The sequence below is a fragment of the Actinoplanes sp. CA-051413 genome, assembly GCF_050955795.1.
Lineage (GTDB): Bacteria > Actinomycetota > Actinomycetes > Mycobacteriales > Micromonosporaceae > Actinoplanes.
In genome coordinates, this window is sequence record NZ_CP192100.1 from 6,860,722 (window position 1) to 6,875,039 (window position 14,318).

Annotated in this window: 13 protein-coding genes; 12 read left to right on the forward strand and 1 reads right to left on the reverse strand. The window is 71.8% G+C overall.

Annotated features, from left to right (window positions below; translation table 11 throughout):
- The first annotated feature begins 45 nt into the window (after nucleotides 1-45).
- From ACQP2Y_RS32310 to ACQP2Y_RS32365, 12 genes are all read left to right on the forward strand, one after another.
- Complete coding sequence (locus ACQP2Y_RS32310) at nucleotides 46-1,596, forward strand: phage tail sheath family protein (RefSeq protein WP_433719291.1); 1,551 nt, start codon at nucleotides 46-48, stop codon at nucleotides 1,594-1,596.
- A gap of 22 nt (nucleotides 1,597-1,618) precedes the next feature.
- On the forward strand, nucleotides 1,619-2,056 hold the full coding sequence (locus tag ACQP2Y_RS32315; RefSeq protein ID WP_433719293.1) for a phage tail protein: 438 nt from the start codon (nucleotides 1,619-1,621) through the stop codon (nucleotides 2,054-2,056).
- Nucleotides 2,057-2,058: 2 nt separating this feature from the next.
- Nucleotides 2,059-2,502 (forward strand): hypothetical protein, encoded by a 444-nt coding sequence (locus ACQP2Y_RS32320; protein ID WP_433719296.1) that lies wholly within the window; start codon nucleotides 2,059-2,061, stop codon nucleotides 2,500-2,502.
- The gene (locus tag ACQP2Y_RS32325) at nucleotides 2,448-2,657 is read left to right on the forward strand and encodes a DUF6760 family protein (RefSeq protein WP_433719299.1); all 210 of its coding nucleotides are present in this window, start codon (nucleotides 2,448-2,450) and stop codon (nucleotides 2,655-2,657) included. The genes ACQP2Y_RS32320 and ACQP2Y_RS32325 overlap by 55 nt, the downstream gene beginning before the upstream one ends.
- Nucleotides 2,658-2,753: 96 nt before the next feature.
- The gene (locus tag ACQP2Y_RS32330) at nucleotides 2,754-5,201 is read left to right on the forward strand and encodes a hypothetical protein (RefSeq protein WP_433719302.1); all 2,448 of its coding nucleotides are present in this window, start codon (nucleotides 2,754-2,756) and stop codon (nucleotides 5,199-5,201) included.
- 25 nt (nucleotides 5,202-5,226) lie between these two features.
- Complete coding sequence (locus ACQP2Y_RS32335) at nucleotides 5,227-5,664, forward strand: phage tail protein (protein WP_433719304.1); 438 nt, start codon at nucleotides 5,227-5,229, stop codon at nucleotides 5,662-5,664.
- Between the two features lie 11 nt (nucleotides 5,665-5,675).
- The gene (locus tag ACQP2Y_RS32340) at nucleotides 5,676-6,446 is read left to right on the forward strand and encodes a LysM peptidoglycan-binding domain-containing protein (protein ID WP_433719307.1); all 771 of its coding nucleotides are present in this window, start codon (nucleotides 5,676-5,678) and stop codon (nucleotides 6,444-6,446) included.
- Nucleotides 6,439-8,181, forward strand: coding sequence for a VgrG-related protein (locus ACQP2Y_RS32345; RefSeq protein ID WP_433719309.1), 1,743 nt, complete (start codon nucleotides 6,439-6,441; stop codon nucleotides 8,179-8,181). The genes ACQP2Y_RS32340 and ACQP2Y_RS32345 overlap by 8 nt, the downstream gene beginning before the upstream one ends.
- A gap of 14 nt (nucleotides 8,182-8,195) precedes the next feature.
- The gene (locus tag ACQP2Y_RS32350; protein ID WP_433719312.1) at nucleotides 8,196-8,477 is read left to right on the forward strand and encodes a PAAR domain-containing protein; all 282 of its coding nucleotides are present in this window, start codon (nucleotides 8,196-8,198) and stop codon (nucleotides 8,475-8,477) included.
- A gap of 1 nt (nucleotide 8,478) precedes the next feature.
- A complete protein-coding gene (locus ACQP2Y_RS32355; RefSeq protein ID WP_433719315.1) occupies nucleotides 8,479-8,910 on the forward strand; it encodes a GPW/gp25 family protein in 432 nt (143 codons plus the stop codon).
- A complete protein-coding gene (locus tag ACQP2Y_RS32360; protein WP_433719317.1) occupies nucleotides 8,910-10,844 on the forward strand; it encodes a putative baseplate assembly protein in 1,935 nt (644 codons plus the stop codon). The genes ACQP2Y_RS32355 and ACQP2Y_RS32360 overlap by 1 nt, the downstream gene beginning before the upstream one ends.
- 2 nt (nucleotides 10,845-10,846) lie before the next feature.
- Nucleotides 10,847-11,419: a phage tail protein gene (locus tag ACQP2Y_RS32365; RefSeq protein ID WP_433719320.1), complete on the forward strand. Its 573-nt coding sequence runs from the start codon at nucleotides 10,847-10,849 to the stop codon at nucleotides 11,417-11,419.
- On the opposite strand, the gene ACQP2Y_RS32370 is transcribed toward ACQP2Y_RS32365, so the two are convergent.
- Entirely contained in the window at nucleotides 11,413-14,208 is a 2,796-nt protein-coding gene (locus ACQP2Y_RS32370) for an AAA family ATPase (RefSeq protein WP_433719322.1), read from the reverse strand. The two genes, ACQP2Y_RS32365 and ACQP2Y_RS32370, sit on opposite strands and share 7 nt — an antisense overlap.
- Between the last annotated feature and the right edge of the window lie 110 nt (nucleotides 14,209-14,318).

The window sequence follows — 14,318 nt, forward strand, 5'->3', positions numbered from 1 at the left end:
ATTCGGCGAAACCATCGAGAGAACCAGCCCAGACCTGGAGGCGCCATGCCCACCTATCTGTCCCCCGGCGTGTACGTCGAGGAGGTCAGCTCCGGCTCGCGGCCGATCGAAGGGGTCGGCACGGCCGTCGCCGGCTTCATCGGGTTCGCGTCGCAAGGGCCGTTCAACTCGCCGACGCTGGTCTCCAACTGGAGCCAGTTCACCGAGCAGTTCGGCGACTTCGTCGAGGGCTGCTACCTGGCCCACGCGGTGTACGGCTACTTCCTCAACGGCGGCGGCAACTGCTACGTGGTGCGGCTCGGCGGTGCCCGCGATCAGGGCAACGGCAAGTCCGACGTGCCGCAGGCGATGCTCGGGCCGTACCGGGTGGTCGCCAAGGAGACCCGCTCGGGCCGCTCGCCGGCCGAGATCTCCGTCGAGGTGACCGATCCGCCGCCGCCGGCCGAGGGCCAGCCGCCCGCCGAGGACCGCTTCAACCTGGTGGTCAAGCGCGGCGGCCGGGTCGTGGAGACGTACGACGGCGTGACGGTCAAGCGCGGCAAGGAGAACGTCGTGACCGCCGTGCGCGAGCGGTCCAAGCTCATCACGCTGGAGGAGCCGTCCGCGGCACCGGACAGCGTGACCACGCCACCGCGGGGCACGGTTGCGCTGCGGGAGGCGCCGGCCGCACCGGCGACGCCACGCCAGATGGGTACGGAGGACTACGTCGGCGACGCCAGTGAACGCACCGGGGTCGGCGGCCTGGAGGCCATCGACGAGATCACCATGGTGTCGGCGCCCGACCTGATGGGGGCGTACCACCGCGGCATCGTCGACCTGGAGTCGGTCAAGGCGGTCCAGCTCGCCATGATCGCCCACTGTGAGCAGATGGGCGACCGGATGGCGATCCTCGACCCACCGCCGTCGCTGTCCGCGCAGCAGATGCGGGAGTGGCGCACCGATCTGGCCGGCTACGACACGGCCTACGGCGCCCTGTACTACCCCTGGGTCAAGGTCTTCGACCCGGCCACCGGCACCAACGTCTTCGTCCCGCCGAGCGGGCACGTGGCCGGGGTGTGGGCCCGCAACGACGCCACCCGAGGCGTGCACAAGGCGCCGGCGAACGAGGTCATCCGCGGCGCCATCGCCCTGGAGACGCACCTGACCCGCGGCGAGCAGGAGCTGCTGAACCCGAACGGGGTCAACTGCATCCGCGCGTTCCCGGGCCGCGGCGTACGGATCTGGGGCGCCCGCACTCTCTCCAGCGACCCGGAATGGCGCTACCTCAACGTGCGGCGACTCTTCAACTTCCTGGAGGAGTCGATCCTCAACGGCACCCAGTGGGTCGTGTTCGAGCCCAACGACGACGCGCTGTGGGCCAAGGTACGCCGCACCATCAGCGCCTTCCTGGTGCTGCAGTGGAACAGCGGCGCGCTGTTCGGCCTGACCCCGACCGAGGCGTTCTTCGTCAAGTGCGACCGGGAGACCAATCCGGCCGAGAGCATCGACGTCGGTCAGGTCATCTGCGAGATCGGCGTCGCCCCGGTGAAGCCGGCCGAGTTCGTCATCTTCCGCCTGGCCCAGATGTCCGGCGGCAACAGCCTGGTCAGCGAGTAGTCGCAGAGGAGGAGACCCAGCCATGGACGAACTCGACAAGGCCGTAGGTCATGCGTTCGGCCTCGAGGTGGACGGCGTCGTCATCAAGCAGATCAACGAGGTCAGCGGCCTCAAGATGGAGCAGGACGTCATCGAGCTGAAGCAGAACACCAGCGACGGCAAGTACGTCATCAAGAAGCTGCCGGGCCGGCCCAAGGCGGGCGAGGTGACCCTGACCCGCGGCCTCACCGGTGACAACAGCTTCGAGAAATGGGTCCAGTCGGCCCAGTTCGGCAAAATGGCGGACGCCCGCAAAGGCGGCGCGATCATCGTGTACGACTACGAGGGCACGGCGATCAAACGCTACAAGCTGACCAACGCGTGGCCGAAGAGCCTGGAGATCGGCGCCCTCAAGGCAGGCGACACCAGCGTGCTCACGGAGAAGATCGTCATCACGTACGAGCGCATGGAAGTCGAGTAGCCATGCGGCGCACGATCGCCACCGTGGAGCAGCCCGAGTCCCGCCCCCAGCAGCAGCAGGAGGCGCGCCCGGAGCCGCTGCGCACCGAGTTCGCCTTCGAACTGCCCCGCGGCTACGTCGACGGATCAGGAACGGTCCACCGGTCAGGCTCGATGCGCCTCGCCACCGCCCGCGACGAACTGGTGCCGCTGCGAGACGACCGCGTACGGGAGAACCCGGCATACCTGACCGTGGTGCTGCTGGCCCGGGTCGTCACCCGGATCGGCCCGGTCACCGACGTACACGCAGGCATCGTGGAACAGCTCTTCGCCGGCGACCTGGCCTTTTTGCAGGACCTCTACCGGCGCATCAACAGCGAGGGCCACACCCGGGCGGCGGTCGCCTGCCCGGAATGCGGCCACCGCTTCGCCATCGACCTGGCCGGTGGGCGCCTGGGGGAATCCTGACGTACGCGGCCGGCCGCCTCTACGAGGAGGTCGCGTACGTCGCGTACCACTTCCACTGGCCGCTGGACGACATCCTCGACCTGGAACACGCCGAACGCCGCCGCTTCGTCGGCGAGATAGCCAAGCTCAACACGCGGATCAGCGAGGGACGGTGAGCGCAGATGTGGCCGTGGCGGCGGACCGCCGAGCGCGAGGTGCCCGGGCCGCCTCCCGTCGTGGCGAGGCGGCGGGAGTGGGCGGATCTGGCGCCGGTGCAGCGGGTCATCGGGGAGCATCCGCTGATCGACCCGCCGGGCCGGTTCGCCGGGGAGCTGGCGTCGTGGCAGAGCCCCGGGTTTCTGGCGCCGCTGGGTCATGTGGTCACGCCGGAGGAGCCGTCCGGGGTGGTGGAGGCGGCCCTGGTGGCGCCGGCTCCGCCGGTGGTGGCGGAACCGAAGCGACCGTCGGGTGGTGGCGGGCGGTTGAGTGCATTCGTCCAGCGGTGGACGGCAGATCCGCCGGCCACAATGGATGCCCTTGCAGTCGATCTCGGGGACGACACGTCCGCGCGCGACGCGGCTGCAGGGACCGACCTGCCCGATGCGGGGTCGCCGGCGCTCGTTCCGCAGTTGACGGACCCGTCGGCGGCTGCAGTTCACCTTTCCATGACCAGGCAGACCTCAGGTGCAGAGAGTCCGCCGGCTCAGCGTGCGGCGATCCCGGTGCCGCAGGTGCAGCGGGCGGTGGACCCGATCGCGCCGAGCCGCGATGAAGGGAGCTCGGCGCGCCAGGCGCAGCGGTCGGTGGAGCCGGTGCCGCCGGCCCAGCTTGCGACGAGTCCGAAGCCGGCCGGCACGCCCGCGGAAAGCCCGGTCCAGCGAGCGACCGACCCGGCGCTGCACACCCAGCGGGCTGCCGACCCACTTCCGCAGGACCAGCCGGCTACGAACCCGGTGCCGCACGCCCAGCGTGCGAATGACCCGCTGCCGCCGATTCACCTTGCTGCGAGCCCGGAGTCGCCGACCGAGCGCGCGGCAGACCCGCCCCCGCTGATCCAGCGTGCGACGGACCTGATGCCACACGTCCAGCGCGCGTTGGACTCACCCCCGCCACGTCAGCCTGACGTCAACCTGAAGTCGCCGGCCGAGCATGCGATAGATCAGCTGCCGCCGGTCCAGCACGCGGTTGGCCCGTCGCTGCAGGCCCAGCGCGCGGTGGACCCGCTACCGCCGACCCAGCACGCGGCTGGCCCGGCGCCGCAGACGCAGCGCGCGGTAGACACGCTACCGCCGACCCAGCACGCGGCTGGCCCGGCGCCGCAGGCGCAGCGCGCGGAAGACTCGATGCCACCGGCAAGGCACGCTGCCAGCCCGGCACCGCAGGCCCAGCATGCAGCAGACCCGCCCCAACCGCGTCAGCCTGCTGCGAGTGCGACACCGCCGGCCCAGCGCGCGGTAGACCAGCTGCCGCCGGACCGCCAGGCGGTGGACCAGCTGCCGCCGGACCGCCATGCGGTGGACATGCCGCCGATCCAGCATTCGCCGGACCCTGAAACGAGCCACGATGTAGCTCATCTGCCGCCGACGGTCCGAAGTGGACCACCGTCATTGCCCGTCGCACAACGTGCCTTCGATCCGCGGCCGGTAGTCAGCAAGGCAGCCGATCCGCTCCCCAGGAACGAGCCGAGCACCGAGCCGCCACCACTGGCCTCCGGCGAACCTCCGCTAGCGGTCCAGCACCCCACCGAGCCACAGCCTATCGAGCACAACGTCAGACCATCGGCGCCAATCCACCACACCATCGACCAGCCGAAAACCGTCCATCATGGATTGCCGCAGTCGGTGGATCCGCCCTTACCTTCAGCTGTCCAACGTGAGGTTGACGTCTCCATGACGTCGCTCACCCCAGGACGAGAGCCGCCCGCGACCGCGCAGCGCACCACGCTCGGCGACGCACCGCCCCCTCGCCGGCTGGGCCTCGGCGCGCCGATCGTGCCACCGCCGCTCCCGCCGCCCGCACTCCCCGACCGACCGGCCGGACCCACCCGCGCCATCGGTGCACCCCTCACCACATCCCCGGCCCTGCAACGGATCACGACCCCGCCGACCGCCGGAGTTGAGGCTCAGAACACCCAGGAGATGCTGACCTCAACCCGAGGCGCACACGCCGCTACGACTCACCTCGCGGACACCGAGCACGCAACGCCCGGTCCCCAGCACGGACCGCCTCTGCCACCGGCACAACCCGTGCTTCCTCTCGCCCGAGCGACCGAAGAACCACCCCCGATGGCCCGCCTGCTCGCCGACCGCCCCCCACCTCTCTCCGCGCAGCGCACCACTGACCTCACCATGCCGACCGCCCCACGACCGGGCCGAGCGACAACCCAGCCCACCCCACCCCGCCCCATCACCTCCCCCGGAATGCCGACGATCGTTTCGTGGCCTGACGAACCACCGCAGCTTCCAACCTCAGAAACCATTCAGCGGGCCGTACAAGTCATCCAGGCGACCGCCGAGCCGGCACCCGCCGCACCAACCGAAGTGCCGATCCCGGCCGAAAGCCCACCGGCAACTGCCACCCCACCCCCGCAGCCGCCCCCCACCCCACCCCCACCGGAAGAGCTGCTCAAAACCCTGTTCGACCCGCTCTACCGCCGACTGCGGGCCGAACTGCGCAAGGACCGGGACCGTCGCGGCCTGATCACCGACCTGCGGCGCTGAGGCGTCCGAGAGAGGGAGTGCCACCATGACCGACACCGATGAGGCGGTGGCCGTCTGTTTTGTCGTCAGCATCGACGACGACAACCTCGGCTCCTTCAACAGTTGTGACGGTCTGGGTTGTGAGGTCGTCATGGAGCAGCGGGAGGAGGGCGGCAGCAACGGGGTGATCTGGCAGCTGCCCACCCGGATGAAGTATTCGAACGTCAAGCTGTCCCGGCCGGTCACCAGTGCCAGCGCCGGGATTCTGCGGTACTTCACCGAGATGACCAGTGGCGTCAAGCGCCGGACCGCGACCATCGAGGCGCGTACCCAGGAGGGCACGGTCATCGCCCGGTGGGCGCTGACCGGGGTGATTCCGGTGCGGTGGACCGGGCCGCAGCTCAGCGCCGACTCGCCGAAGGTGGCCACCGAGACCCTCGAGCTGGCCCACCACGGCTTCCTGGCGCCCGGCGCCGGGGCCTGAGGCGGGCCGCGATGACCTCTCCCGTGACGTTCACCGCCGCCGGCGCCGCGCCGCCGGCTGCCGGGGCGCCGGCCAATCTGCAGCATGCGTACCTCGAGCTGCGGGAGCCGCCCTCGGACGGCAGCACCGCCGCGCCCAGCGGGGTACGGATCGGCCGGATCGACTTCCAGTTCAATCCGAAGGAGCTGAGCCTCACCAAGAACGCCAAGTGGTCGCGGGAGAACCAGCGCAGCGCGCCGAAGAGCGGGCCGGTCCAGTTCACCGGCTCGGATCCGAGCAAGTTGACCCTGGAGATGTTCTTCGACGCCACCGACACCATGGACGACCGGGTGCCGAAGATCGTCGATCAGCTCTTCGCCTGTTGCGTACCGACGGACAAGAGCCGGCAGGCGAAGAAGGCGTCGCCGCCGTGGGTCATCTTCCGGTGGGGCGGGATGACCGGCTTCCCCGGTTTTGTCAGCAGCGTCACCGCGAAGTACACCCTTTTCACGCCGAGCGGCAATCCGGTACGGGCGGTGTGCACCGTGACGCTGGAGGAAATCTCCGGCGAGCGTGGCGGCCAGAACCCGACCTCCGGGGCACTGGCGGCCCGGGACGCGCACGTGGTGGTGGCCGGCGACACCCTTCCGTCGGTGGCCTTCCACGCGTACGGGGATCCGAACCTGTGGCGGGCCGTCGCCGAGGCCAACGGGATCGACGACCCGATGCGGCTCCGCGCGGGCACCCGGCTGCTGCTGCCGGCCCTGGACGAGCTGGTGGCGGAGGGCTTCAGCCATGGCTAACGAGAGCTTCGCCAACACGCTGATCGTCGAGCTCGACGGTTCCGCGCTGGCGGCCGACGTGATGTCGCTGCTCACCCAGGCTTACGTCGACGACAGCGTGCACCTGCCGGATCTGTGCGTGCTGCGGTTCCGGGACCCTGAGCAGCTGGTGGTGGCCAAGGCCAAGGTGAAGATCGGGTCAGCGCTGACGGTGAAGGTGCAGACCGCCGAGCCGGGGCCGCCGCAGCCGCTGATGATCGGTGAGGTGACCGCCCTGGAGGTGGACATCGACCCGGCCGGGACGTTCACCGAGGTGCGCGCGCTGGACCGGGCGCACCGGCTGTTCCGGGGACGGCGGGTGGCGGCGTACCCGAACATGACCATCCCGGACGTGGTCCGCAAGGTCACCGACCGGGCCGGGCTCAAGCCCGGCCGGATCGAGGCCGGCTCCGGGGCCGGCGGGCAGTCCGACGCCCAGCTGAGCCAGGACAACGTCAGCGACTGGGAGTTCCTGAGCCGGCTGGCCTACCTGGTCGGGGCGCGGCTCACCGTCGTCGACAGCACGCTGGACTTCCGCGTACCGGATCCGCCCACCGGGGCGCCGGCGACCACCGTGGCCGCCACCCGCGATCCGCTGGTGCTTGAGGTGAACCGCAACCTCGTGTCGTTGCGGGCCTGCCTGAGCGCGGCCGAGCAGGTGCCCGAGGTGGAGGCGCGGGGGTGGAACGCCGACCAGAAGCAGGAGCTCACCGCCACGGCCGTTCCCCGCGTCCCGGGTACGGAGGTGGCGGGCCTGGACCCGGTGGCGATGGCCCGGACCTTCGGCAGCCCGCCGCTGCTGGCCTCAGGTGCGGCTTACCACAATCATGGTGAGGTGAAGGCGGCCGCGCAGGCCCTCGCCGATCAGATCGGTGGTGCCTGTGCCGAGCTCGACGGAGTGGCCAAGGGCAACCCGAGGCTGCGCGCCGGTACGGCCGTCACCTTGGCCGGCCTGGGCGAGCCGTTCGCCGGCAAGTACACGCTGACCAGCACCCGGCACCAGTTCGGCGACCAGGCCGGTTACACCACCGCGTTCACCGTGTCCGGCCGCCAGGAACGCTCGCTCTACGGGCTGGTCTCCGGCGGCGCCGAGGCGACGATGCCGAGGGTGACCGGCGGACTGGTGCCGGCCATCGTCAGCGACGTCCGGGACCCGCTCAAGACCGGCCGGGTCCGGGTCACGCTGCCCTGGCTGTCCAAGGACTTCACCAGCGGCTGGGCCCGTACCGTGCATGCCGGCGCCGGCCGGGACCGCGGGTTCTTCGTGCTGCCCGAGGTCGGTGACGAGGTGCTGGTCGGGTTCGCCGGCGGTGACCTGGACACGCCGTACGTGCTCGGCGGCCTGCACAACGGCAAGGACACCCCGCCGGCCACCGAGGTGCCGGCCATCGACGACGCGAGCGGTGAGATCGGCGTACGGGCGATCGTCAGCCGGACCGGGCACCGCCTGGAGCTGATCGACTCCCCGCGCGGCGACGCGGTGCTGTTGCGCACCGGCAGCGGCAAGCTGCTGCTCAAGCTGGACGGCGCCGCGAACACCGTGGAGCTGACCAGCGCCGGCCCGGTGAAGATCAGCGGATTGGGCGTGACCGTCGATGCCGGGGCCGGGCTGCTCGACCTCAAGGGCGCGCAGGTGAAGATCGCGGGTCAGAGCACCGCGGAACTGACCGCCGGCGGCGCGCTGACCGTGCGCGGCGGAATCGTCCGGATCAACTAGAGGAGACGGTCACGATGCCACCGGCGGCGAGGGTCGGTGATCCCACGGGTCACCCGGGTGTGCTGGCGCCGCCGGGCGTGCCCACGGTGCTGATCGGCGGGCTGCCGGCGGCCACGGTCGGCGGGCTGCACACGTGCTCGTTCCCGCCGCCGGCCGTGCACCCGCCGACCCCGATCGTCCCGCCGGGCTGCCCCACCGTGCTCATCGGTGGGATGCCCGCCGCCCGGATGGGTGACCTGGCCGCCTGCGGTGCGCCGATCGTCGCCGGCTGCTTCACCGTGCTGATCGGAGGCTGAGATGCGCGAGGAGTTCATCGGCGCCGGCTGGGCCTTCCCGGTGCACACCGACGTCACCGGCTCGATCGCGCTGGTCGCCGGGGAGCGCGAGGTGATCGAGAGCATCCAGCTGATCCTGGCCACGGCCCCCGGGGAACGGCCGATGCGGCCGGAGTTCGGCTGCGCCATCCACGACCTGGTGTTCGCGTCGGCGGACGCGGCCACGGCCGGGCAGATCGCGTACGAGGTGCGGCTGGCCCTGGACCGCTGGGAGCCCCGGATCATGGTCAGCGACGTCGTGGTGTCCTTCGACCGGGCCGACCGCGGCACCCTGCTCATCGAGATCCGCTACCTGATCCGCGGCGACAACGACCCGCGCAACCTGGTCTTCCCCTTCTACGTCATCCCCGCCCACGACGGCGGCGACGGCGCTATCGAGCAGGACGGTGTCTGATGTCGCTGCCGGCCCCCAACCTCGACGACCGCCGCTTCCAGGACCTCGTGGACGAGGCCAAACGCCTGGTCCAGCGCAACTGTCCGGAGTGGACGGACCACAACGTCTCCGATCCGGGGGTCACCCTGATCGAGACCTTCGCCATGATGGTCGACCAGCTCATCTACCGGCTCAACCGGGTGCCGGACCTGCACTACCTGCGGTTCCTGGAGCTGATCGGGCTGCGGCTGTTCCCGCCGACCGCGGCCCGGTGCGACGTCACCTTCTGGCTGTCGGCCGCGCGGGACGCCGCCGTGACGGTCCCGGCGGGCGCCGAGGTGGCGTGCGTGCAGACCGAGGCGGAAGAGCCGGTCGTCTTCCACACCCGCGACGACCTGTTCATCGTGCCGTGCTCGCTGTCGCGGATCATGACCTGGAGTGCGGGCGGTCAGCCGTTCGACCGCACCGAGGATCTGCGCGGCGGCGCCGGCGTGGAGTGTTTCGCCCAGCCGCCCGGGATCGGCGACGCGGTCCTGTTCGGACTGTCAGCTGCGGTTCCCCGGTGCGCGGTGCTGCTCCGGCTGGACTGCCCGGTCCGCGGCGTGGGTGTCCGGCCCGACGATCCGCCGCTGCAGTGGGAGGCCTGGACCGGTACGGAATGGGCGCCGTGCGAGGTCGACCGGGACGACACCGGCGGCCTCAACAAGCCCGGCGACGTGGTGCTGCACGTACCGCCGTCGCACGTCGTGTCGCTGATCGGCCGGCACCGCGCGGGCTGGCTGCGCTGCCGGACCGTCGAACCGCGACCCAAGCAGGCGTACTACACCAACACCCCGGGGATCCTCGGGGTGAGCGCCGCGACCATCGGCGGGACCATCGGCGCCGAGCACTCCGACACGGTGGAGCACGAGGTGGTCGGGATGTCGGAGGGCGTACCGGGTCAGCGTTTCCCGTTGCAGCGCCGGCCGGTGGCCGCCACCGGCGACCTGGTCGTCGAGGTAGCCGGCGGCAACGACTGGGAGCAGTGGCAAGAGGTGCAGACGTTCGCCGCTTCAGGCTCAGGTGACCCGCACTTCATGGTCGACCGGGTGCAGGGCGAGGTGGTGTTCGGCCCCGCGACCCGCGAGCCGGACGGGACCCTGCATTACTACGGCAAGGTTCCGCCGAAGGCCGCGCCGATCCGGGTGCCGCGGTACCGCACCGGCGGCGGCAAGCGGGGCAACGTGGCCCGCAACGTCCTGCGCGTGCAACGTGATCCGGTGCCGTTCGTGACCAGCGTGACCAACCGGCGGGCGGGCAGCGGCGGGGTCGACGGCGAATCGGTGGCCGACGCGGCGCTGCGCGGGCCGCTGCTGCTCCGGACCCGGGACCGGGCCGTGACCGTGGACGACTACGAGTACCTGGCCCGCGAGGCCGCGCCGGACGTGGCCCGGGTCAAGTGCGTACCGGTGCCGGATCAGCCCGGCGCGGTGCGGCTGCTGGTCGTACCGAAGGTGTCCGAGGCGCTGGATCCCGCCGCCGCCGAACCGCAGCCGAGCGACGAGACTCTCGCCCGGATCGCCGACTACCTGGAGGAGCGGCGGTGTCTCGGCGCCCGCGTCATGGTCGAGCCGCCGTACTACCTGGGCGTCACAGTGGTCGCGCAGTTGCACGCGCGGACGCGTACCTCTCGCGACACGCTGCTCAGCCAGGCCACTGAAGCGCTGTACCGCTACCTGAACCCGGTCGTCGGCGGACCGGACGGCACCGGCTGGCCGTTCGGCCGGCCGGTGCAGTCCGGCGAGATCTTCGCCGTGCTCCAGCGGCTGCCCGGGGTCGATCTGGTCGAGGACGTCCAGCTGTACGAGGCCAGAGCGCGCAGCTCACCCGACGTGCGGCCGGTGCAGCGCATCGACCTGCCACCGCACGGCCTGGTTATCTCTCGCGGCCACCAGATCAGGATCACCGAAGGATGAGCATGCGTACGGGACTCGACCAGGCGCCGACCGCCCACCCGATCGGCCAGACCCTGCCGGCGGTCTACCAGGAGCACGAGTTCGTGCAGCAGCTCACCGCGGCCCTGGACGAGGTGCTGGCCCCGGCGCTGCTGACCCTGGACAGCTTCGCCGCGTACCTCGACCCGAACCTGGCGCCGGAGGACTTTCTCGACTGGCTCGCCGGCTGGGTGGCGTATCCGCTGGACGAGACGTGGCCGCTGGCGCAGCGGCGGGCCCTGGTGGCCGAGGCCGTGCAGCTGCATCGGTGGCGCGGCACCCGGCGTGGCCTGGCCAAACATGTCGAGCTGCTCACCGGCGGCACGGTCGAGGTGGTGGACACCGGCGGCTGCGGCTGGTCTCCGCACCCGGGCTCGCGGCTGCCGGGCACGCCGGAACCCCGGATCGAGGTGACGGTCCGGACCCGCGCGGGCGCCCCGGTCGACCCGGCCCGGATCCGGACGCTGATCGTGGACTCACTGCCGGCGCACGTACCGGTCACGGTCCGGGCGGAGTCGGTCGCCGTCGGCCGGGCCCGGGTGCACCGCGATCAGTGAACGACCTGCGACGAGATGCCCAGCTCGGCGAGGGCTTCGGCATAACGGCCGCGGGCCCGCTGGGCGGCGCCCAGGTCGCCGTTGCGCTCGTACGCCGCGACGAGCACCCGCCACCCCTCGTCGTGGTACCGGTCGATGGCCAGGCACCGCTCGGCCGCCACGGTGGCCGCGACCGCCGCACCCCCGTCCAGCTCGTACGCGGCGAGCTGGGCAGCGGCGATGGCCACGGCAGTACGCAGGACGTCGCGTTCGCGGACCACCCATTCCTCCGTACCGTCCTGGGGCAGCAGGTCGCCGCCGTAACCACCGACCGCCGCCCGCAGGGCCCGCACCGCGCCGGCCCGGTCCCCGCCGAGCTGCCGGCGGCGGGCGTCGTCGAGCGCGGCGCGCACCTCGGTGACGTCGCAGGAGGACGGTGGCGGCAGGGCCAGCCGGTAGCCGTCGCCCTCGCGCACCAGCAGCCGGGCGTGCCCGCGCGGAGACTCCGGCTCCAGCAGCTTGCGCAGGCTGGACACGGCGACGTGCAAGTTGTGCGCGGCGGTGGCCGGTGACAGGCCGGGCCACAACGCCTCCACGAGGGCATCGCGGTGCACGGCGGCGCCGGCGTTCATGGCGAGCAGGCGCAGCAGGCTACGGACGCGAGGCTTGACCGCCGACTGGTCCACCGGCAGCCCGGCCCGCTCGACGCTGAAGGCACCCAGGCACCGCACGGTGATCGACGGTGCCGCACCGGCCCCGGCGTACGGCGGCTCCGCGGCGTCCAGCCACGCCTCGGTCAGGCTGCCGGGCAGCCCGCATTCCGCGGCGAAACTCCGCGCCCGCGCCGCCGACCCGGGCGGGCACCCCGGCACGCCGGCCGTCGCCGCGAACGCCAGCGCCCGCGCACCCGGAACCCCGGCCGACCGGGCCACCGCCGCGGCCTGAGCGGCCAGCAGATCGGCGTCCGGCAGATCCGCCACAGCCGCGGCCAGCGCGTGCATGGCCTGCACCCAGGCGAGCAGCACCGCGGCGTCCAGCTGCCGGCACCGCCGTACGAGATCGGCGATCTCAGCCGGATCGGCGCTCCCGGCATGCGGCAGCCAGGCCAACCCGGCCGCGACGACCTCACCCCAGGCGTCACCCTCGCGCGCGCACTCCTCCGCGATCGCCAGCGCCGTCTTGGCACCCTGCTCGCTGCCGTCGACGGCCACGGCCGCGCGGGCCATCCGCGCCAGCCACGGCGCTTCGTGCTCGGCCTCCAGCGCTACCTGGGCCAGCGTGACCGGGCCGGCGGATGAGTGGGCGGCGGCCTGCGCCGCGCCGTGCAACAGCCGCAGAACCATCCCGAGGACCCCCGGCACCTCCGCGTCCGTCGCGGCAAGCTCGCGGCGGGCCCCGAGCAGATCACCGGCAAGGGTACGGGCGACGACCCGTACCAGCCGCCCGCCGGGTCCGGGCAGCTCATCGGCGCGCCCGGCCACCATCGCCGGGTGTCCCTGAGTGGCGGCCCGCAACCAGTTCGGCCACGCCCCCTGGGCCCGCTGCGGGCCGGACAACCAGACATTCGCCCGGGCCAGCGCCTGCTGACAGTGCGCCCGCCCGTCCGCGTCGGTGAACAGCCCGTGCGCGTGCCGGAACGACTCGATGGCGCCGACGAGCTGCCCCCGGCTGAACCGGTGCCGGCCCTCGGCGAGCATCAACCACGGATCCTCGGCGACGAGCCAGGCCGGCAGCACGTCCCGCCACGGCTCGACACCGTCCGCGATCAGTCCCGGCCCCAGCCGGCCCAGCAACCGGCGCACACTCGACCAACGGCCGGCGCGGGCGTACGAGCGGGCGGCCTCGGCGTACGCGTCCTCCCGCTCCAGAATCTGCGCCGCCCGCACATGCCACTGCCGGGCGCCGTCATCGCCGAGATCATCGACCAGCGTGGCGGCGAGATGCGACCGGAGCACCTCGTGGTACCGGTAGGTCCAGCCGCCGTCGGCGCTCGTGGTGAAGGCCTGCAGGCGTTCCAGCTCGGCCAGGATCAGGTGACTGTCCCGCTGGCCGAGCAGCTCGTCGCAGCGCGGGCCGGTGAGCGTGTCGAAAACCCCGGTGCGGATGAGGAAGGAATGCAGGTGGGCGGGGAGGTCGGCGAGCACCGTACGGGCAAGGTAGGCGCGGCAGAGTGACGCACGCCCGTCAAGCGCGGCGACGGCGGCCCGGCGGTCGGCCACCGGCCGGCCGCGGGTCGAAAGATGAAAAAGATGAAGCCCGGCAGGCCACCCACCGACCCGGCGCGTGAGCGCGGCGATGTCACTGGGCGGAAGCGGCTCACGGTAGACGTCGCGGAGCAGCTCCTCGGCCTCCCAGGCCCGGAACCGCATCTGATCGGGACCGATGGTGAGCAGACCGGTGAGCTCATGCCGGGAGGTGTTGACGCCGGGCATGCGCCGCCCGGCCAGAACGGTGTGCAGCTGCGGAGGGGCGGCAACAAGCATGCGCTCGACGGCACGCTCACCGTCGGACCCTTCCAGCCATTGCGCATCGTCGATCACGAGCAGGGTGTCCTGCCGCAGCCCGGCCCCGAGATCCTCGGCGAACTCCACAAGATCATGCGGCCGGTGCGGAACCGGCAAGCTGACCGGACAGGCCCGGCGAAGGCGCCGGTTGAGGGTGGCGGGATCGGTATCACCAGGATCAGCGGTGATCCACACAACGGCACCGTCAAAAGCATGCGCATAGTGCGCAAGAAGCGTCGTCTTCCCAAACCCGGCCGGCGCGACGATGAGCGCAAGCGGAGCCTGACGAAGCGGGGTGAGCTCCATCAACAGGCGAGACCGAACCAGCCCGGTAGCGCCAGTATGTCGAAACGTCGGCACGGTGATCACCGCCTTGATGGGCGGACTCTGGGCGGGTGCTCCGCTAGTCTGCACCG